18 protein-coding genes and 2 pseudogenes are annotated in these 20,287 nt (G+C 61.1%); 7 read left to right on the top strand and 13 right to left on the bottom strand.

Features of this window, described 5'->3' with window-relative positions:
* Positions 1 to 142: 142 nt before the first annotated feature.
* Entirely contained in the window at positions 143 to 727 is a 585-nt protein-coding gene (locus D6T64_RS01705) for a hypothetical protein (RefSeq protein WP_147364417.1), read from the top strand.
* 148 nt (positions 728 to 875) lie between these two features.
* Here D6T64_RS01705 and D6T64_RS22425 read toward each other — a convergent pair whose 3' ends face one another.
* The 4 genes from D6T64_RS22425 to D6T64_RS01685 all read right to left on the bottom strand — a co-directional run bounded on the left by D6T64_RS22425 (position 876) and on the right by D6T64_RS01685 (position 2,098).
* The gene (locus D6T64_RS22425) at positions 876 to 1,040 is read right to left on the bottom strand and encodes a hypothetical protein (RefSeq protein ID WP_158594762.1); all 165 of its coding nucleotides are present in this window, start codon (positions 1,038 to 1,040) and stop codon (positions 876 to 878) included.
* Between the two features lie 35 nt (positions 1,041 to 1,075).
* Positions 1,076 to 1,273: a hypothetical protein gene (locus D6T64_RS01695; RefSeq protein WP_119970842.1), complete on the bottom strand. Its 198-nt coding sequence runs from the start codon at positions 1,271 to 1,273 to the stop codon at positions 1,076 to 1,078.
* Positions 1,274 to 1,283: 10 nt separating this feature from the next.
* A complete protein-coding gene (locus D6T64_RS01690) occupies positions 1,284 to 1,544 on the bottom strand; it encodes a glutaredoxin domain-containing protein (protein WP_119970840.1) in 261 nt (86 codons plus the stop codon).
* A 245-nt stretch (positions 1,545 to 1,789) separates the two neighbouring features.
* Positions 1,790 to 2,098: a hypothetical protein gene (locus D6T64_RS01685; protein WP_158594761.1), complete on the bottom strand. Its 309-nt coding sequence runs from the start codon at positions 2,096 to 2,098 to the stop codon at positions 1,790 to 1,792.
* A gap of 127 nt (positions 2,099 to 2,225) precedes the next feature.
* Between D6T64_RS01685 and D6T64_RS01680 the strand changes: the two genes are divergently transcribed.
* The 4 genes from D6T64_RS01680 to D6T64_RS01665 all read left to right on the top strand — a co-directional run bounded on the left by D6T64_RS01680 (position 2,226) and on the right by D6T64_RS01665 (position 8,400).
* Entirely contained in the window at positions 2,226 to 2,726 is a 501-nt protein-coding gene (locus D6T64_RS01680; protein ID WP_158594760.1) for a plasmid mobilization protein, read from the top strand.
* On the top strand, positions 2,723 to 4,366 hold the full coding sequence (locus D6T64_RS01675) for a relaxase/mobilization nuclease domain-containing protein (RefSeq protein WP_119970834.1): 1,644 nt from the start codon (positions 2,723 to 2,725) through the stop codon (positions 4,364 to 4,366). The genes D6T64_RS01680 and D6T64_RS01675 overlap by 4 nt, the downstream gene beginning before the upstream one ends.
* Before the next feature lie 14 nt (positions 4,367 to 4,380).
* On the top strand, positions 4,381 to 5,250 hold the full coding sequence (locus tag D6T64_RS01670) for a hypothetical protein (RefSeq protein WP_147364416.1): 870 nt from the start codon (positions 4,381 to 4,383) through the stop codon (positions 5,248 to 5,250).
* An 819-nt stretch (positions 5,251 to 6,069) separates the two neighbouring features.
* Positions 6,070 to 8,400 carry a GH25 family lysozyme gene (locus tag D6T64_RS01665; RefSeq protein WP_119970830.1) on the top strand — a complete coding sequence of 777 codons (2,331 nt, stop codon included), beginning with the start codon at positions 6,070 to 6,072 and terminating at the stop codon, positions 8,398 to 8,400.
* Between the two features lie 236 nt (positions 8,401 to 8,636).
* On the opposite strand, the pseudogene D6T64_RS23025 reads toward D6T64_RS01665, so the two are convergent.
* The 3 genes and pseudogenes from D6T64_RS23025 to D6T64_RS01655 form a co-directional block, all read right to left on the bottom strand.
* Positions 8,637 to 8,810: pseudogene (locus D6T64_RS23025) on the bottom strand (IS30 family transposase); the annotation flags it as partial.
* 226 nt (positions 8,811 to 9,036) lie between these two features.
* Positions 9,037 to 9,180, bottom strand: a pseudogene (locus D6T64_RS23020) (IS30 family transposase); the annotation flags it as partial.
* Between the two features lie 653 nt (positions 9,181 to 9,833).
* Entirely contained in the window at positions 9,834 to 10,160 is a 327-nt protein-coding gene (locus tag D6T64_RS01655) for a hypothetical protein (RefSeq protein WP_119970827.1), read from the bottom strand.
* 1,012 nt (positions 10,161 to 11,172) lie between these two features.
* On the opposite strand from D6T64_RS01655, the gene D6T64_RS22095 reads away from it, so the two are divergent.
* Both D6T64_RS22095 and D6T64_RS01650 read left to right on the top strand, forming a co-directional pair.
* Entirely contained in the window at positions 11,173 to 11,460 is a 288-nt protein-coding gene (locus D6T64_RS22095; protein ID WP_147364415.1) for a hypothetical protein, read from the top strand.
* Positions 11,457 to 12,125 carry a response regulator transcription factor gene (locus D6T64_RS01650; RefSeq protein ID WP_119970825.1) on the top strand — a complete coding sequence of 223 codons (669 nt, stop codon included), beginning with the start codon at positions 11,457 to 11,459 and terminating at the stop codon, positions 12,123 to 12,125. The genes D6T64_RS22095 and D6T64_RS01650 overlap by 4 nt, the downstream gene beginning before the upstream one ends.
* Positions 12,126 to 12,427: 302 nt before the next feature.
* On the opposite strand, the gene D6T64_RS01645 is transcribed toward D6T64_RS01650, so the two are convergent.
* From D6T64_RS01645 to D6T64_RS01615, 6 genes are read right to left on the bottom strand one after another with little or no spacing between them, the layout of a single operon-like run.
* A complete protein-coding gene (locus D6T64_RS01645; RefSeq protein ID WP_199719026.1) occupies positions 12,428 to 12,847 on the bottom strand; it encodes a DUF4913 domain-containing protein in 420 nt (139 codons plus the stop codon).
* Positions 12,844 to 14,664 (bottom strand): type IV secretory system conjugative DNA transfer family protein, encoded by a 1,821-nt coding sequence (locus D6T64_RS01640; protein ID WP_119970823.1) that lies wholly within the window; start codon positions 14,662 to 14,664, stop codon positions 12,844 to 12,846. The genes D6T64_RS01645 and D6T64_RS01640 overlap by 4 nt, the downstream gene beginning before the upstream one ends.
* Complete coding sequence (locus tag D6T64_RS01635) at positions 14,661 to 16,316, bottom strand: ATP/GTP-binding protein (protein WP_233550768.1); 1,656 nt, start codon at positions 16,314 to 16,316, stop codon at positions 14,661 to 14,663. The genes D6T64_RS01640 and D6T64_RS01635 overlap by 4 nt, the downstream gene beginning before the upstream one ends.
* The gene (locus D6T64_RS01630) at positions 16,316 to 17,815 is read right to left on the bottom strand and encodes an SCO6880 family protein (RefSeq protein ID WP_199719025.1); all 1,500 of its coding nucleotides are present in this window, start codon (positions 17,813 to 17,815) and stop codon (positions 16,316 to 16,318) included. Before D6T64_RS01630 ends, D6T64_RS01635 begins: the two co-directional genes overlap by 1 nt.
* A gap of 14 nt (positions 17,816 to 17,829) precedes the next feature.
* Positions 17,830 to 19,434, bottom strand: a complete 1,605-nt coding sequence (locus D6T64_RS22420) for a hypothetical protein (RefSeq protein WP_158594759.1) — start codon at positions 19,432 to 19,434, stop codon at positions 17,830 to 17,832.
* A gap of 6 nt (positions 19,435 to 19,440) precedes the next feature.
* Positions 19,441 to 20,163 carry a hypothetical protein gene (locus D6T64_RS01615; RefSeq protein WP_119970817.1) on the bottom strand — a complete coding sequence of 241 codons (723 nt, stop codon included), beginning with the start codon at positions 20,161 to 20,163 and terminating at the stop codon, positions 19,441 to 19,443.
* Between the last annotated feature and the right edge of the window lie 124 nt (positions 20,164 to 20,287).

Below are 20,287 nucleotides of genomic sequence, written 5' to 3'. Positions count from 1 at the left end.
CCCGACCGCGGCAGGCACCGTGATCAAATGGCCGGAATCGGTGCCGAAGTGGCCGGTTAATTAGCGATCAAATGGCCGGGTTCAAGTTGACAAAACACACGGGCGGACGCTGTACTCCACGGACGACCGGCTGACGTCTTTTATGGAGCTTCTTGCTCCTTACCGCACGGAAATTAATGGTTCCCGCCGCGCTCTGCAGAAAGACGCGGACGCGATGGGCATTCCGCTGGATCAGTATTGGTCCATGGTCGTTGCCGACTGGGATCAGGCCGGAACGATGCGGGCCCGATGGCTGCCGCGGGTGTGGCGCGATGGCCGGGTTCTCTACCGCCTGACGTATCCGCCTGGGTGGTGGGTGGACATCACCTCGACGAGGACCCTCGCGGCGCTGTCCGCCGCGCTCGACACTGAACTGAATGACCTCGGTGTTTCGGGAGGTCTCACCGTCGCGCATGTGACAAGTGATGACCGGGCCATTACTACTTTGATCGCGGGGTGGCTCAGAGATACGGTGACGCTTTTCGACGGTACCCAGCCCCTCGGTATTCGCTTCATCTCCAAGCACGGGCACCCAACCAACGGCACAGGGACATGCTGGGCCTACTGGATGCGCGCCACCGACGCAGGGCTGAACGAGCCGATCAGCATCATCGCCGAGATTGGTATTGCCGAGCGTGACACGGACCTGAAAACGGCACAAGAGTTCTGCAAGATCCAGACCCGATAACGGTGCTTATCCGGCGCGCACTCACCTCACCGCCGACGGTCGGTTCTCGAGAAAATACGCTCGCTCCAGCGGAATTTGTCAAGGTAGATGAGGCCAGAATGTTTGAGCCCCGAGATTTCAGATGCCGATGAATGGCGCGAATGGAGCCTTATGTCACGGCCTGTGATTTTTGCCAGCGCATGACGTCTGCGGTGTTGTAGCGGAGGAGGTCCCAGCCGATTCCGTGGTATTTGGGTCCGGTGTTGCCGTGTCTCATGGTGCTGAGCTCCTCGAGTGAGATACCCAGGGCATCGCTGGTTTGATCAGGTGTCATCAGGGGTGATGCTGGTGAGGTGTAGGCCGCTTTGATCATTTGGTTTGGTCCTTTGTGAACGTGTCGATGATGGTCACGTAGTTGGTTCCGGTGACGGGGAGTGTGCTGGCGAGGGTGTAGCCGTGGCGGCCGTGGGCGCGAAGGTCGTCGAGGCGTTCGGCACTCTTTCGTGCGCGCGCCGCGTATTCCAGGTCGCTGACGGGCAGGGTCGTCTGCAGGGTGCTGAATTCCATCTCGAGGCGCCTACTCGTCGGCGAGGGAGGGGTGGTCGCGCAGGGCGGCTATCTTCGCGATCAAGTCGGGCCGGAAGCCTGACCAGGACACGACGCGGGCGATGACCACGGGTGCTGAGGTGTAGCCGAACTGTTTCATCAGGTCGGTGGCATGCGCATTCGTTGTGAGGTCGATGACGGTGTACGGCAGGCCGGCGGCGTCGAGGGCTCGGGTGGTCATCGTGCATTGCATGCAGTTCGGCAGCGTGTATACGGTGAGCGGTTCAATCATGGTGTGGTCCTCTCTATAACCCCATTGCCTTTTGGCGCACGCCGATTTACAGCGTCAGGGGTGAATTGGCCAGGGACCGTGGAATACCGGAGGGAGCGCAGCGACTGAGGATATGCCGCGAAAGCCCTTGCCAAGAGAGGAATGATGCGTACGATTTACAGCCGAAAAGGCAACGGAGTTGCACGAACAAGCCCCGTCGAGCTGTGCTCGACGGGGCTTGTTCGTTACAGGTATGGGGCCGGAGGCTACACCTCAGTGTTTGGAGTCGTGACCGGGGCAATGGTGCGTCGTTTGCGTACCTTCGGCGCGGACTGACCGGGAGCTTTGACCCCTGTAGCGCGGAGGTCCTTTTCGCTCCATCCGGAGGCCAGGGCGGCAGTCCACGCGTGTTCGTGAGCAAGGGTCGCCAACTTCAGTTGCTGGTCTGCGTTGTCGTACTCGTTGCCGGCATCGGCGAGCACGCGTACCGCTTCTACGCGGGCGTCCACGTTGGCTTCAATGATTGCCCGCGCACGGGCGGCTGCATCTTCTGGTTTCACATTCGCATCGCTCATGCGCCTCAGGCTACAGGCGTGGCACACGCCGCGGCCGAGTGCGCCTCAGCCTTCTTTCGCCGAAGCATCACGAGCGGAAACGTGCCATAGCGGCGGTGCTGATTTGGAGCAAGCTATACATTTACCGGTGGTAAATGGCTTCAAATTCTGGACGCCGCGCGCCGGAATTGGCATACTGGTCGTATGTCCCCCGATTTCCGGGGTCGCTGCGCTGGGCCAGGAGGAGGCGAACACGGTGACGGAGAAGAACGAGCGTCGCTTGTTTGGTCGTCAGCGCCGGGCCAATGTTGATGGTGGGCGGGAGAAGAGTTACCGGGTGTACGTCACGGCTGAGGAAGATGCTCAGCTGCGTGCTCGCGCGGTGGTCGCTGATGTGACGGTGCCGCGGTTGTTGTTTGAATCGGCGATGAACGCGAATATTGAGACGACGACGGATCGTAAGGGTGCGATTGCGGAGTTGTTCGTCGTGACCCGGTTGATGGCGAACGTGTCGAACAACGTGAACCAGTTGGCGAAGTTCGCCAATACGGAGGGCCAGTTCCCTGACACGGCTGCGGCCGTGGTGGCTGAGTATCGGGCGCTCGCGGTCAAGGTTGAGGATGTCATTGACAGGCTGGCCGAGTCATGATGCCCAACATTCGGCGAGGCGGCCAGATGGGCGGTCTGATGGTGTACCTGGCCGGGGACGGGCGGCACAACGAGCATGAGGAACAGCACCTTGTCGCTGGTGACTCTGCGATCATGGCGCAGCACGGTTACAGCGTGTTGGACACGAACACAGCGCTGGCGATCGCGCGAAGCCTGGACGCTCCACGTCGTGCATTCGACGTTGAGGTATTGCGAATGGTGAAGGATTCCGATCCCGTGACGGGCGCGGTGACAAGTAAACGTGTTGCCGGGGATGTGTGGCATTGCTCGCTGTCGTTGCGCGTCGAAGAGGGACAGCTCTCGGATGAGAAGTGGGGTGCGATTGCGCAGGACTTCGCGGATCGGATGGGGTTTATCGAGAGCAGTGGAAAAGCTGCGTGCCGGTGGGTTGCGGTGCGCCACGGATTGTCCACGAACGGTAATGATCACATTCACCTGGCGGTGTCGTTGGTGCGTGAGGATGGGACCAAAGCAACGACACACAATGACTTCACGCGTGCCCAAGACGTGTGCCGCGACCTCGAGCGCGACTATGGACTCGAGCAGTTGGAGAGCCGTGGCCTGGGGCTTGGAGAGCGCGGCGTTAAGCCTGCCGAACGCGAGCGTGCCGTGCGTTCGAGCGCCGCTGAGGTTGACGCTCACAAGATGGAGCGCACGGTTCGGGCCGCGGCAACCGCATCGGTTGACGAGGGCGAATTCGTTCGCCGACTGCGCCGTGGTGGTGTGCTCATCCGGCCGCGCTACGCGGCCGGGCGTGACGACGTGGTTGCCGGTTACTCCGTGGCGGTGCGGCCGTCGGGTGGGGAGAAGCCGATTTGGTATGGAGGTGGTCGGTTGGCCCGTGACCTCACGTTGCCGAGGCTTCGGGAGGGATGGCCAGATAGCCCGCAGACGGCTCAGGGGGCTGTGGATGAGTGGCGGGCGACGGCTAAGAATCCGTGGGAGTATCGACCTGTTGCACCGGGCCGGGAGGATAGCACGCCGTCTCCGGAGATGTGGAAGCAGTACAGCGACGAGATCGGGCAGCTTCGTAAGCAGCTCCGTGACGTTCCCGTGACGGACAGGGCCACGTGGGCACATGTTGCCCGTGAGACGGCCGGCGCTTTCGCCGCGTGGTCGCAGCGCGTCGAGGCGACACCAGGACCGCTCGCGCAGACATCCAGGGAGTTGGCTCGCTCGGCGCATCTTCGGGCGTACCAGTCCCGGCCAAAACCCGCCCAGCTGGGGTCAGCGTCGAACGCCGCCATGATTCTCATGCAGGCAGCCAGCGGTGGTCAGGGCACGATGGCCGAGGCAATCATGCTCCGGCAATTGGGACGTGTGTCGGTGGCGATTCTTGACATGCACAGCGCGGCCGGTGACGCCCGCCGGGCCGAGCACGTCACGGCTATGCTGCGCAACCAGTTCGCCGCGGTCACCGATCGCCTGCCAGCGGTGCCGGGCAAGACCGTACAGCCGGACTCACGGACACAGACAGCTGACGTTCCGGTCGTGATGCGACAGGCGACCGACGGGCTCGCCGCACCGGGAGCCGGTTCGCCGGTACCGAACAAGCTGCAACCCACCAAACGCAAGACCCCGGCCGCGCCGCGCGAGCGTGACGGGTTGGGCAGAGACTAGACGAACGGAAGATCATGGCTGAAGAAACTGACGGTGTGGGCGAGACGTTTGACGATTCGCTGCGTATTGCACTGACCATCGCGTCGCAGTTCGGAGAACGCATCGCCCGGCTGCGCGAGCAGCTGGCGCGACAGCGTGAAGCTGGCGCAAGTCATGAGGCGCGCGAGCTGGAAGCACGCTTTGAGGCTGAGCGTGGAGCCGCCCGAGCCAGCCTCGCACCTGTCGCGCAACCTGAGTGGTGGAACCAGGCCACCCCCGAAGACATTGCCGGTGTGCACGAGACTGCCACCGTCTGGCGCGACTTCGATGACGTTGCTCGTGACGCCGACGACACCATCACACACGAGGTGCAGGAACGCTACGGCATCGACATCGACTCCCCCGGAGCGGACCCAGCTGCAGTTGCTGCGGCACTGCGGGACGCAGAGCGCGACCGTGCTGATGCCGCAACCGAACGGCAACGAGCTGGTGAAGAGCTCACCGCGAGTCAGCTCCTCTTCGCCAACGCCGAACGTCACGAGCGTGAGAATCGGGAAGCGACCGACCGTGACTGGAACATCGACGACCTCGATGGGCTCGCCGGTACTGACCTCAGCGCCGGTGACGAGCACAGTAAGCAGGGTGTCGAAGCCGCAGACGTAGCGCGCGTCGAGCGCGGTGCGGGGGAACTGGAGTACGACAGCTCAGAGCGCCGCGAGCGATTCGCCGCGAGCCTTGAAGGCAAGGCAGATCAGAAGACGATCAACGCGCGAATCCTCGCAGACGGTGAAAATGCCAAGCACCCCAGGGAGGCAGTCATCTCCCAGTCGGGCAAAGCCGCCAAACCACGCCGCAGTGGAAAGAGCAGCGTGCAACAGCGGGACCGCGGCGGGCTCTCCCGTTGACAACGCTCAGGAGCGACGAAACCGGGGCAGGATTTCTTTCTCTCGTGCTGGTCTAGCTCAGCCTGACATCGCTCAACCTGAGGATGCATTACAGGCCCCTTGGGACGAGGACTACGTGGCGGAGCGGCTTTGAGAAATTCGAAAGCTACTCAAGTACATATTTGCTACCCGTAGCCCGGGCTTCGTTGTCAGCACCGCTACGGAGCAAATCATAACCATGCGGGCTTCGGCATCAGAAGGCGAGCTAGAAGCTTCAGGCTCGCTTGAGCGCCACGATATTAACAAACTCGCGCTGCACCATGCACCATGCAGAAGGCGAACGCGCTACTTTTGCGCGACGTGCGCGAAAATTGTCTGTCGCTATTCCACATGGCTCAGGAAGAACAGTACTGACCAGCCCCTTGAAATGTAGATGGAGCTCAGCTGAAAGCGTGCTTGGGCAAGCACCCCCGGCCCGCGACGAGGGTCTTGGGCGAGACACGGCTTGCAACTTCGTCCGCAAGCACCTAGCTCATGAAAAAAGCCAGTCTCCTCGCACGGAGGTTAAGGCCCCACTCGCGCGAGTACGGCTCTACAAGCACACATAGCTGGGCTTCGGAGATGAGCAGCACCTCCGAATCCCAGAACTGCTTTCTCACGCGGCAGGCTCGTCGGCTCTAGGCCGCCCAACGCAATCAGCACCATTTTTTCTGGGACATGTATGTGCCTAAAGACACAAGGGAGATGGTGCTCCTAGGCGATTCGGGGCAGATCGGCTTCTTCATATCGTCGTTTCTAACGACCACAAGGCCGTAGAAGACGAAGACGAAAGAGACTCCAATGACTGTTCCAACAAACGTTGCATCATTTTATGCCGAATCCCGCTGGGGTAATCGGTTCGCGCAGATGGGTCCTTACTATGGCGAGCTCGGGCATCGGGGCCTCGATATTGCTGCCAGCGGCGGGCAGGACATTCCTGCTCTGCGGGCCGGATATGTGAGTCTGGTACGGCGTTCTTCGGTCGTGGGGAATACCGTCTCCATCGAATCTGCGCCTGGCGATTTTTCGGCCTATTGCCATCTTGCCGGGATCCGCGTCACCGCCGGGGAATACGTGGAACAGGGGCAAATCATTGCACAGGCCGCTTCGACCCAAGCCGTGGCAGGGACGGCTTGGTCAGGCCCACACCTTCATACAACGAGGGGCCCCGATCAGCTGGCGGCTTTTGGCCCGTGGGGGGTTACGGATCCAGCGCCTCTGATCCGCGCGGTGCTCGGAGGAGCATCGGGCGGGGACGGTGCTCCGGGGGGTGGCTCGGGCGGAATTCAGGTCAGTGTTGCGCAGGGAACGATCCTTCAGAAGGTTGCTCAACGCGGCAACTATACCGGTCCCATTGATGGCGCCATGGGGACGAACTCGTGGAAGGGTGTGCAAACGGTCATCACGGCTCAGGGCTTTTACACGGGGCCCGTGGATGGATTTCCTGGCACAAATACCTGGAAGGGTGTACAGAAGTTGGCTCAACTTGGGGGATACGGTGGCCCCGTCGATGGTTATCCAGGTGACTACACATATCAGGGCCTTGAGGCTTGGTTGAATGAACCTGACACCGGGAGCGCGCCCCCTCCTCAGGGCATCCAAGGTGTCTATGGCGTTGATGTTGCAACGTCGCAGCGGAACCTAGACTTCCAGGCACTCAAAAATGCTGGATATCAGTACGCGATCGTCAAAGCAGGAGGTTCCAACGTCGTACCAACCTACGTTGCACCTCACTACACGGCAGAAGTTGGACGCGCACGCGCGGCTGGTCTCCTCGTTGGCCACTATTGGATGGTAGGTTCAAATTCACCGGCAGCGGACGCCGCGTTTTTCTTGGGCAACCTCTACGATTATCGCAGCGGTGATCTTCTTGCTCTGGATAACGAAGCAATCAACTCAGGCAGGCTCTGGACCGATGCGGAAGCCGCAACGTTCATGCGAGCGGTGAAGAGCAAGCTCGGGTATGTACCGTTTATGTACATCAACCGTGCCGATCTCTCGCAGAGTTCCTGGACGGAGGTTCGCGCCTTAAACGCGAAGCTTTGGATCGCCGCACCCGATGGAGTTCCCGGAAGTGTGAACATCTCAGCTTTCTCGGAATGGGCAATTCATCAGTATTCTTGGACGGGAAACCAGAACGGAATCGAAATTGATCTCAACGTCGCAAAAATCAGCGCGTTTGCCGGCCTGACTCCGCCGCCAAACGGCGAAACTTCCCCTCCATCCAACGCCATCCCGGGGACCGGGACTAGTCCTGGAACCGGAACCGTGTCGCTTACGGCCGATCAGGGCAAGATTCTTCAGAACCTCGCCAAACGCGGTGGATACGCTGGCGCAGTCGATGGAATCCCTGGTGTCAATACGTGGCTGGGTGTTCAGACGGTTCTGAGCGATTCTGACTACTATTCAGGGCCTATCGATGGCGTTCCGGGTTCCAACACCTACAAGGGCTTGCAGCTCCTAGCAAGGGAAGGTGATTACAGCGGCCCTATCGATGGTGTTCCGGGTTCGAATACGTTTATCGGGCTCCAGAACTACCTTAACAACACCAGTGCAGGGGCGCCGGACAACAACGAAGGCATCATTCTCCAGCGCATCGCCAAAGCGGGGGGCTACACGGGAGGCATCGACGGCGTTCCCGGTGCGAACACCTGGAAAGGCGTGCAACAGGTGCTTGCCGGCTACGGATACCGCGGTCCTGTCGATGGAGCGATGGGAACTAACTCGTGGGCAGCCGTCCAGCGCTTCGCGATGAAGGGCGGTTACAGCGGTTCCATCGACGGCGCCATGGGGACAAACTCCTGGAAGGGGGTACAAACCATTTTGAGCAACTTTGGCTACACCGGGCCGATTGATGGAGCCCCCGGAACAAATACGTATGCCGCGCTTCAGCGAATTGCTCGTCTGGGGGGGTATCGGGGACCAGCTGATGGCATGATGGGAACCAATAGCTGGAAGGGTTTGCAGACTTTCTTGTACGGTTCGGGATACACCGGTCCTATGGATGGAGTCCCCGGAGCCAATACGTATATGGCCCTCCAAAGCATGGCTAGCTACGGCGGGTATTCGGGCCCGATCGACGGAATTCTCGGCGTCAACACATACGGCGGCCTTCAGGAACTTCTTGCATAACGTGCCAGTGTAGCCATCGGTCGGGCGGGACTGCTTAAGGCGTTTACAGCCTGTCTCGCCATTGTCTGCACAGTGTCTGGGGCAGTTGTTTCCGGTTACAGTAACTCTCAAACCAGTGCGGTTGTCATCAACCGCACTGGTTTGCGCGTTCAACCCGGGTCAGTTGTTAACGTCGACCGAGAATAGGGCCAATAGTGCCGGGCGGTTTCAAGTGGTCGTTGGAAGAGCGCGGGTGGTCAAGTATTGATTAGTAGATCACGAAACCGCTCCGCAGTAGTATCCCAGCTGAGGGTTTTGCGCGGCCGCGCGTTGAGCTCTTGGGCAACCTGCTCGAGGTCTGCCAACCCATAGGCCGAGAGGTCGGTGCTTTTCGGGAAGTACTGCCGTAGGAGCCCGTTGGTGTTCCTTGACCAAAGCGTGGCAGATCTGCTTCGGTAACCAGCGAACGCGCAGTTTCTCCATCACGAAGTCGCGCAGCGGCTCCCGGTACTTCAGCTTCGAGCCCTTGGGTCTGGGCCGCCGGCTGGCGGCGGTGCGATGTGCCGCGTAGGGCTCGTAGGTGCCCGGGTTCGAGCAGTTCCGGCGTAGTTCCCGGCTGATCGTTGATGGTGATCGTTGGAGGGCTCCGGCAATAAATCTGATCGATGCCCCCGTGGCCTTGAGATCGCGTATGTGTTCTCTCTCGGTCAGCGACAGGTAGCGCGGATCGAGCTGTTGGTCGATGGTTGCCAGGCGCGTGCGCCGGCTATTGAGTGTGGTCACATCCTTGCTGTAACCCATGATGCGGCCATCTTGGTCGAGGTGGAGCCCATTAGACCTGCGCATCCCGTTGTCCCAGTCAATGGCGGTTCGGATGTGCACGCCGACGTGCCGTGCGGCGTCCCTACGGGACGTTCCTGAGGCGCGAAGCCGGTCAAACGCAGCACGTCGCCGAGGATTGACGCCAGCCTCAACCATCCATTGGTAACCCACCAACGGGTGCAAGCCCAGCTCTCGGGCAGCTTCCCCAACGCTCTCGAGGCGGTCGAAAGTGGCCAAGAACAAAGCCTTCTCCGCTGCTCGATACGGATGCTTCAGTGGTAGATCAACTGGTGTCGTAGTCATGGTCGTTGCAACTCCGAGAAGTAGTGGGTATTGCAACAATCACTAGAACCCAAGTGGCAGTACCGGCCCTATTTTCGGTCGGCGTCAACATCAGTCCGTTGGCACTCCGTGGCTAGGCCGATTTCACCTCTACGGGGCCAGCTGGTCTTTGTGTCCGTCGGGCGGCGGCTTTCAGGTCAGTTCTTCAGCAGTTTCTGCCGGTCGTGAATCTGAGACCCAGGCGTTCTTCACCGAGGCCGTGCTCACTCCCACAGGGCGGCGACCCGACCGAACAGGTTGTCCGTCGACGCCCTAGCGTCCGGCGCCCATCGAACTCACCGCTGAATGCCTTACTCCGTGAGCGGCGGGATCCATTCGGCCAAGTGGTCGCTGCTGACGTAGTAAACCTCTCCGCCGCGGAAGGCAAACCCCCCTCGTGAGACGTTTATGTCCACTTCGGGTTCCAGCACATATCCGACGATCGGAGTTTTGTCTTCGGAGGCACCGATCGCAATAAGGTCGGTTTTCTTGGCTTCCCACTGCTCGGCTGTCATTTTGAGTGCGGCGAAAACGGCGACTTCGCCGCTATTCGGCGAACCCCATGCGCAGGCAATTCCGTCGCTGTCGACCATGAACTGCATGTTGTCGTTCCAAGTGCCGAACTCAATCTCGCTCATCCCCCTGGATGCGAAGTCTTCATAGGCTGCGGGTAGAAGCAGGCTGTTGCAGTCAATTTCGGCGGGGGTGACAGTCGTCTTGGGCGTCGAGGAAGCCGACTGTTCTGGAAAAGTAGTAGCTTCCGGACCTGCGTCAGCACCCCCAGTGGCGCAGCCAGTAAGTACTAACGCTAACAATGGGACTGCGGCCATCGCGTAAATTGACCGACCAGAAAACGGGCAGTTTTTGATTCTCAAACTTATTATGGTTCGGACTGACATAAGTACCCCCTGCGGCATTGACTGTAGGTTCTTTGGTAACTCGTTGATCCCGGTGAGAATATTTATCCACGGAGCACGATCGTTCTGAAGTGGCTTTTGACCACATTGGATAAGCACATGTCCAGGATCGCGAATCGCCTACGACTCATTGTGTTGCCCCAACAGTACAGGCGTGCGTTGCGGTCGGCTGTGAACAAGCTCAAACAGGCTGGACCGTGCACCTGAGCCGGCCTGAACACCGCGGTCTCGCTCGGTGGAGCAAACCGCGGCCCAAGGCGGAGGTTCGGACAACTCTGGAACGGTCTATTTGTGGTGCCCCACCAGGATTCGCGAATACGCCATGCCCGTAAAACACTCAGAATTCGACGAATCGAACCGACAGTGGCGTCACCGAACACGCACATCAGTTGCAGAAATAGAACAAGTGTTCGATACTTAGGAGTCGATACATTCAGCAACCTGCGGGTAAGGAGCGTCTCGGTTGCAGGGACGGCGAACAATACCGTCATGAAGGAATGGCCCATTTGCTCCATCAAATATGTATCCCGTGCCCGTATCGAGACATTTGTAACTTTCCTAGATTGAATTCAAAGAGAGTTCAGATCGTGACTCTGGATTGCGCTCAGCAGACGCGTGCATCGAAGACACGCACGGCTCGTTTTAAATGGATAGATCTATTTCACAGGGGGGACATATGTCAACGGATGACATAAATCGGCACTCCGAGCCGCACGGATCAGAGGTTCTGGTTATGGCCAACCGGACAAAGTCAAGCTTTTTTCGTACTCTATTTGCGTTCATCCCCACAGTCAATGCGGTCCTCATCGCCGTCCAGGCCGCCTTGTTACAGCCGCCCAATGACACGCTTCTATCTCCGTGGATTTATGTTCTGGTCAATAGCGCCGTGATCTTTGCGGCTGCCGCCGCAAAGATCACTTGGATTCTCAGGGCGAACCCGACATTCAGTAAGTGGCTGTCACCGAATGCAACAACCGCCGTATCAGAACATGGTACGCCGGACGGCGATGACAAATTATGAAGGCCCAACCCACAGATGTGTTCGACGCCAAGAGGGTTGTGGTGAGTGCCGTCCTCGTGGATCAGAGTCGAATGTTCGCTGAAGCACTCGCCGCCGCTTGCGCTCCCCCGCAGCACGGCATCAGCATTCGTGCCATAGGCGAAGGCGGTAATGAGGCTGTACTACTTTCCCGGGTTCATCAACCCCAGGTGCTCCTTATCGAGCCGGTGGATTCAGGACCTCCGCTTGATTTGATCGTCAGTGCGGTCCATCAGTATTCACCGTCCACTCGCGTCGTCTTGCTGGCTGCAACGCCATCCGAGGACTGCCTCCAGCAAGCCTTCGCGTTCGGCGTTTGGGGGCATCTTTCAAAGTCGGAATCCCTAGTCGGATTACTGGAATATATCCGTCGAGTTCCAAACGCGCGGCGGGCGCGCATTCCTATCAATCATCAATCGCAGGTGCGCCTATCCCGCGGCCCGGCCGTGCTGTCAATCCGGGAGCTGGACGTGCTCGAGCAAATGGCGGAGGGTAAATCCAATGCAGAGATCGCAGACGCTCTCTCAATAGCAACAGGCACTGTTAAACGGCATCTTGCCAATCTCTATCGAAAACTGGGTGTCACCACGAGAATTGACGCCCTGCGACGAGGCCTACATTTGGGCCTTTTGCAGCTTCATGTATAGGCCGATTTGATGCCGTTCGCGCGGCCGACCAACACGGGTGGCATGACACCAAAGGTCGGTGTGAACGGGTTTGGCTTTCCTCTAACGTAACGCGCCTCTTAATCTTTATTAATATCGAGGTGGAAGGTGCGGGTGCACACACCTAAGCGACCGCAGGTGTTCTGAGCTCATGGGGACCAAAGGCATGACCGTCCAGCCCGACAAACATACAACCAGTACCCAGCTAGACCTCGGCGAGAGGCGACATCTCCCGATTCTCATCCGCAAAGGTGCGGCCGCTCAGCATCTCCATGTTGACTGTTTCAGTTGGAGCCAGCACGCATGTCGGGGAAGAGTCCTTCTGGTGGTGGCGTGTAGGGCAGTGGTTCGCCGGGTTTGTTGGTGTCTTCTGATTTTGTGAATGGTCCTTCTGTGCTGAGGAGGATTGGCATGTGGTGGTCGGCGTGTTCGATCCACCAGGTGCTTGATCCGGTGGCGCCGTCGAGTCTGAGGTGTTCCCATGCGCGCCAGAGGGCGTCTACACGGGCGAGAGCTTCGGGGTAGTTCCACCAGTTCGCCGCCCATCGAAAGCTCGCGTTTCCGGGGCCGACGCGGCGAGAGTACATGTGCCGGAGTCGATCACGCATGAACTCGTCCGATGAACCGTAGAACAGCTGCGGTGCGGTCTCCTCTGAAACTTCTGTTTCGTCGTCGTCGTCACGCAGTGCATCAAACTCGGTCACAGGTCCTCCTCCTGTCGTGGAGCTGCGTTCAACAAAGCTCGCGTGCCGTCGGCAGGTGTGACCGGTACTGCGTGGTCGTCGTCCTGCGCCGTACGTCTTGACGGGTCGTGTGCGGCGATGGACGCGCGCACAGCGTCAGCTTGTGGGCTGCGCATCCAGGGCACTGTTTCGATCAGGGTTGCGGGTGCGCCGGAGGCGAATACGACGGCTCGTCCGCGGGGCAGGGCTCCGAGGTCGGCGACGTCTACGGTGCGTTCGCGCTGTACTTGGTGGGATGTTGACCGGTTTCCTCGGCCGATACTGGTGGAGGTGGTGTGTTTGTCGTAGTCGCCGACCATTTGGGAGAGTTCGTTGAGGAATTCTGGTTCTTTGACGCCGCCGCCGTAGACGGCGATGTTGGAGGCTGACCAGAGTTTGCGCATTCCGTCTCTGCCCCATACTTCGACGCCCTGTGACCAGGACTGCAGGATGGTCATGAGGACGATTCCTCGTGAGCCGTAGTGGGAGTACAGGTCGGGGAGGCCGTGCCAGCGGCACACGTTTGCTGCTTCGTCCAAAACACCGAGTAACGGGACGGCGAGGCGTCCGCCGGGCTGGGTTGTGGCGAGCTCTTCTGCCGCTTCGACGGTGGCTGCGGTGAGGGCGGTGACGAGGGGTCCGGCGGTTCCTTTGCCTTCTTTGGAGAGGCTGTAGAGGGTGTCGCGGCTGCGCACGAACGTGTGTGGGTCAAACTGCGGCCGGGAATCCCCCGCCAGGTTGCCGCTTAGGGGTGTCACCCACTGCCCGATGGCGCGGACTTTCAGGCATGACGCCATTTGCGCGGCTGTTCCGTAGACGCTGTCGCGGCGTCGCGGTTCGCCGTTGACTTGGCCGTCGACGGCGTCGGCCATCTGGTCGTATCCGTGAGCGCGCAGGATATCGACGGGAGCTTCATCGCCGGGTGTTGTGGTCCAGGTGAATACCTTGGTGATGGGGAGACCAGCGACGGCGGCGGCGAGGAGGAAGCCGGCCAGGAGGTCTTGGCCGGCGTTGTCGAAATATGGGTCGGCGCGAGAGTCGCCAGCGCGAGAGCCGGTAGCGAAGTGCTCGGCCAGTTTCGCGGCCTTGACGTCGTCGGTGACATAGCTCAGTGGGTTCCACCACCACGTTGGTTCTTCCAGCGCGATGCGTTGCGGGTCGAACGCCCAGATGCGGCCGCCGGCTGCAGCTCGCACATCACGCGTGGCGTCCAGAACGTCTCGTTTGTTCGACGTGGTGAGGACTGCGCCTGGGGCGGACAGGATCGCTGGGATTGCACGGCTGGTGGATTTTCCGGTACGGGGCCCCCAGATGTCGACGTGCATATCTTCGGGAGATCCGTAGAGCTTCTGCCGTCCGGCAACGGTGATACCGATAGGGACGCCGAGCCAGTCGGTGACGCCAAGGCGGTGCGCGGTCGCCTTCGCGCCCGTAACCGACAGAGCGCGAAGATCGCGCCCCTTGCCCATATAGGTTGCTGCTCCATCGACGTTGCTTCGGCGCCGCCGCGCCCGGGACACCGCTACGGCGACGGCGAGTCCGAGGACGAGGGCCAGGATGAGCGTGGCGGCGAGAATCCATGTCCCAGATGCTGGCCAGGCGACGGAGCCTTGCAGAACGCCGAAAAACAGGCCGAACGGGTCACCGGTCAGATCGGGGTTGACCCTGTCTATGTGTGAACCCCATGTCACGGCCGCCCAGACAGCGCCCAAAGCCACGCCCGCGAGCGTGAGGCAAACGATCAGCATGATCGTTTGCCCGTCAAGACCATTTTGGTTTCGCCTGTTCGATGCACTCATGCTGCACTGTCCGCTTCGGTTGCAGTACCTTCGGCGTCGCCGTCGACCTCATGCCCGTCGTCGTCGGCGTTGCTCCGTCCAATAATTGGGTTCGACTCGTCGGGTTCGGGGAACGATGAAACTGGATGCCAGAGTTTGTTGGTGTCGTTGATCGCGCGCTCCGATTCAATTAGTTCGACCTTGACGGGGATGCCCGGGTGGCCGCCGACCTTGATGAGGAATTTGCCTCGGCCGGGAGGGTCGGATTCGCGCCCCAACCCGGTATCCCACGAACCCGGAGCCTGCCAGGACGTGAGCAGTTCCTGTTCTGCCCGAGAGAGCGGAACCGCGCTGGTGAGCATGGGCATTTCCGCGCCGGGTAGACCGCCGGCGATGACCATGCCGGAGCGTTCGACGAATCCGCGGGCTTTCATCCGGTCGGACTCGTTCGGCAGGGAGAGAAGGTCGCTCATCGTGTGCGAAATCATCGCGAGGCCCACACCGCGTTGACGGTTGAGCCGGGTGAGGGCGTCGACCCGGTCGACCATGCCCGCTCCTGCACGAAGCGCCCGCCAGAGCTCATCGAGCACCACCAGGTAGTGGCGGCGGGGCTCGAGGCCAGCGTCAGCGAGGGCGTTGGCGATGTTCACGGTGCCAAACCCGGCCGACCAGCAAGCGAGCAGAATCGCGGCCTGCATATCGGTGTCGGAATCATCGATCGAGGACACGTCATAGACAACAGGGCGATCCCTCATCATGGGAACGTCGGTGGGATGGGCGAAAGTCTCACCCAAACGCCCACCCGAGGTGAGGCTAATGAGTGAGGCTTCCAGCTCCTCCGTGATCTTCTTGTACCGTTCAAGGTCGCCACGGTCCAGGGCCACCGCGCGCACTTCCGCGGGTGCTTCCTGAATCACGCGCAGTAAGTCGCCGAGTACCGGGATGCCCTCGTTGCGTTCGTCGAGCACGGTGAGGGCGCGGTCGATGATGGATTCTTCGCGAGCGGAGGGTGGGTCTTTGCGGAGGATTGTGAGGAGGGCCGACACCATCGTTTGTCGGCGTCCGTGAGCGTCGGCGAGCACCATTTGCCGTTCCTTCTCTTTGCCGGCGAGGCGTAGCCGTTCGGCGGCTGCGGTTGCTTCGCCGGGATCGAGGATGTTGAGGTGCCCGCGGCCACGGCCAAGGGTGATGACTTGCCCGCCGAGGGCACGGATCATGTCGACGTAGTCGGGTTTCAGATCGCCGAGCACCAGTGGCAGGTTGCCGAATCCGGCGCCGCCGGCCGCCATTCGTCGGATGAGCGTTGACTTGCCCAGGCCCGGCAAGCTGAGCACGAACACTGAGGGGTTCGATATCAGGCCGGCATCCTGGAACCAGGATATTGGGTCCGCGCAGACGGTCGCCCCGGTGAAGAGTTGGAGGCCGATGGGTACGCCGACCATCGGGGTTCCTGTTCCAACAGAGAAGGGGTGCATGCCGCACACCTGCACGGTCGTTCCGCGCCACTCATCTGCCGGCTGGATGACGCTGGCCTCACCGCGACCGCGGCCCAACCATCCGCGAGGACCGGGACGACGGACCTGGGGCTTCTTCTCCTCGGCCTTCGTCTGCTTCGGCTTGGCCAGCTCGCGCGGCTTCGACACCTTGCGCCGGGTGGAATCGATGGCGGGCATTACAGCTGCTCCCTAACCTCAGATGGAATTCGCACATGCTTGGGCAGGACCAGGCCGAGTGGCAGTGCGGCCGCGAACGCGGAATCCTGAGAACCGTGCACGATGCGCAGCCGCAGCCGTGCCGTCGCAGAGAGATTATCGATCGCGGCCTTCGCATCGGCCTCATGGGCGGCATCGATCACCGTGGCGGTGACGAGCATCCCAAAATTGACCAGGCCAGCGCCAGAGGCTTCCTCCTGCGCCGTGGCGAGGGCGGCGCGGGTTGCGGTCATGCTCCGTGCTGTGGGCTTGTTCGAGGACTGCACATTGAACGTTGACGCACGCACGTCTGCCTCGACGATCGCCGCGGCCTTGGCCGCATCAATTGGCCGGTAGAGCAGTGTGACACGCTTCCTGGCGACGTCTCGGTGCGGGGCTAACAGGCGAGCCAGAATGCTTGAGGGGACGTTGCCGCGTGGGGCGCCGCTCATCATCCATGTCACCGACAGGGCCGAATCGTGCCGGTAGGTGTCCCAGTTCGCTTGATGGGCGGTGGGGCCGACCTCAGGCCAGTAGAGTTCTGGCACCTCACCGGCTGCGTTGGCGTCATCGATGAGACGAGCTGCAGCCGGGTCGTAGGCGACGCGGATGACTTCACAGAGCTCCTGGGCACTCAGGGGGCGCGTTGCCCCCGCCCCCGTTGAGGACAGGCTTTGCGTGAGGCCGGGCAGGCGTGAGGCCAGCTCGCGGCCCATTTCATCGGGGGTGCGCTTCTTGCCTCCGACGCGGGCAGCGGCGTTGAAGGTGATCGCCACGAAAGCTTTGATGGTCGCGGAGCCGGCGGGGTATTGCTTCACCAGGTCGTGGAGGATGTTCTGTGCAAATTCTGGGGCTTCTGGGTCGATGCGGCTGTTCACTTCGCGGCGGAGCCGCGTGCCTGTGTCGGGAGCGGTTTCAATCGTCACAGACACGGCCTCGATGCCGGGTTCATCGCCGAGGCTGGCGAGCCACATGCCCCACTCGGCAACCCACACGTCGACCTGTTCGCGGTCGACGAGCGCTGCGCCGTCGGGTTCGGTCTCGATGACGACGGTGTAGTCCGACGTCGTCGGGATCTGTAACAAGGCAAATGGGCGGTTGTAGCTATCGTGCCACTCTGAAAGTTTTGAGCCTGCGGCCAGTCCTGGGAGTTGCGCTGTGCCCCACTCGGCCCGGCCGAGCGGCCCTGACCGGTAGATATGCGTCCCTGTGCGTGTGGTTACCATCCACCCGACCCGGGTGGTGGCCCGCATGAGCAGGCTTTGACCGTGCTTGTCTGTGACGGCGACCGTCAGCAGAAAAGCGCCGAATATGAGCGCTGTGACGACGCCGTTGAGAATGTTTGAGGCCATCGTCACGATGACGCTGAAACCGGCCCCAACGAACAGAATCGCCGTGCCGATTGACCCCAAGCCCAGAAGGCCAGCGGTCTTTGGTTTTGTCCAGTTGCCGTAGCTGCGCGGTGCGCTGTGCGTTGTCATCGAGAACCTCCTGCTTAGGAACCGCTAGGTCCGGTTGAATCATCGGCCGCCGACTGCACGGCGCTTTTTGCAGCCACTGCCGCGCCCTTGGCGCCGGCGCCCGCCATCTGCGCGCCCATCACAAGGGGTGCAGCGGGCCCGGCCGCCGCTGCAGCCCCACCTGCCGCTCCCCCAGCTGCCGCGCCACCGCCGGCTGCCGCGCCACCGCCGGCTGCCCCGGCTCCTGCACCAGCGGCAACTCTGCCCCCAGCGCCAGCGCCAGAGGGTGTCGAGGTGGGAGCTGATGGCTTGCCGCCGCCGGACGTGCCTGAACCGGTCGGAGCATCGCTGCTGCCGCCACCTCCGCCTGTGGGCGTTGACGAAGAGCTACTCATGCGTTTGATTGCTCCGCTAGCGAGGTCGCCGCCGATTGCGCCCGCTGCGCCAGCCATCGCCATGCCCGCGGTGCCACCGCCCGCGACAGCACCCGTCATGGGAGCGACGAACTTGAGTAGAGCGGGCAAGGCGATGAGGGCCATGAGCATCAGCGCAAGGCCAGTGAGAATCGTCCAAATACCTCCGCCGTCATCCTTGAAAGCATCCGTGCCGGTAAGGCTGAACGCAGCGGCATAGATCAGTGCCGCTGCGGGCTTGTAGAGGATGAAAGCAATCGTCCAACCGATCACCTTCCCAAACCACTGCTTGCCCATTTGAGTGTTCGTGAAGCTTGCCGTCAGCGGCAACACACCCGCCAGAATCACCAGCAACCCGCCACGCACGACCATGAGTGCAACCTGTACATAGGTCATCAGGAGAGCTATCGATCCCAGGATGAGAACCCCGATCAGCCCGATCGGCGAGCTGGCTGTAATGGCGACCATCGCCGCAACATTGGTCCCAAAGCAATTGGACTCCCCGGCCGCGGACACATCACAGTCCGTAGCTCCGTTGAGAATCCAAATCGAGAACGCATCCGCGGCAGTGGTCGCGAGAGTGATGATTGCAAGCCCCGTTCCCGACACCACGATGAGAGTAATGAGCGACTGAAGCAGGTCCTTTCCCGGCTGTGCACGCTGCTCCCACGCCATTCGAATCCCGCCGATGATCACGGAGAGGACCGCGAGGCCGCCTACGTAGTACCAGAGCGAGTTCTGCAAGAACCCGACTGTCGTCGACGACCCCTCAGGCGCAACCGCACCCAAGAGCCCACCCACAAGCGCGGACGCACCGGAGATGAGCAAGATCGCTATAAAGATCACCCCGAGGGTGCCCACATGACGAAACCCCTCACCGCGTCGGCTCCGAAGAGCGATCATCGCGCCGAGAGCGATAATCGACAGAACCGCGAGGGTGAGACCGATGAACGTTACGTATCCAAGAATCGTCGCGAACTCTTCTGAACCGGGATTATTCGTAGGGAGACGGGTCGTGCCGTCTCCAGCGGTGAGGACCGGAGTCGGCACCGCGACCCACATCGTCCCAATGCTTGCCAGAGCCTTCCCGAAACCTTCCAGAACGCTGTTGGCTAACTCCTGAACCGCATCGTTGGACGCATTCGCGACGACGTTGCCGATCGCGTCACCGCCCACGCAGAAGAGATCGACCGGAGCACAGCGTTCCTTAGTAGCCGTGTGAATCACGGTGATTCACGCTCCCGACCACGGGGTGTAGCCGCCGAGGTTGTCGATGGGCGCTGGAGAGAGGGGGAGCACTCCAGCGTCGGTCATCTGTATTTTCCAATCGCCCTCCGCCCAGACGAGTTTGAGTGGCAAGCTCACGAGTTCGCCACTCGAGAAATTGACAGCCAGATCGACGGTCGTCTCTTTCGCCGAGTAGCTGCCGATCGAGTAGCCCGCCACTTGCGCGCGAAGCGTTGAGCCCGATGAATCTGAGCCGAGTGCAATGAGGGCGTCTCTTCCGGGCCCGGGTGCGACCAGCTGCGGGAGCCGATCGCGCAGGGAAGCATCCGTACCCATCGCCGCAAAATTCACTGCCAGAAAGAGAGCGCCTTCAGCGGTGTGCGCGTAACAGGTGCGGAGCCCATCGGTGATTTCAGCGGGGCCAGCCCCCTCCGGCTCAGTCGGAGCCGCAACAGTTCCGACAAGCTCCCATTCGTTTTCGGGCGCCTGAGTCAGGGTGTTCATGTCCTCGAACCCGTCGAGTCCGCACACGCTTTCGTCGGAAGCCTCCGCGCTGGGCGTCGACGACGTTGATGGGTCTTCTGTCGGCTGCGCAGCGTTATCGTCCGAGCCGCGGGTGAGAGACGTCACGAGGACGATGATCGCGGCGAGGACGATGATCCCAACAACGATGGCGGCGGCGATGAAGCCCGGTCGTGAGAGCGGGCTTCTCTGTTCGGTGTTCGTCATGCGTTGCTCCTTCGCGCGATAGATAGGGGTGGCTAGGAGCCGGAGATGAATCCGACCAATGCCGTTGCTGCGCCGATGATCATGACGCCAACGAGGATGCTGACGAACGTCTTTACGTGCTCGC

Origin of the sequence: Cryobacterium melibiosiphilum (assembly GCF_003602235.1) — a bacterium.
GTDB classification, from domain to species: Bacteria; Actinomycetota; Actinomycetes; order Actinomycetales; family Microbacteriaceae; genus Cryobacterium; species Cryobacterium melibiosiphilum.
The sequence above is the reverse complement of the archived record's forward strand: the minus strand, read 5'-3'. Positions and strand labels throughout refer to the sequence as shown.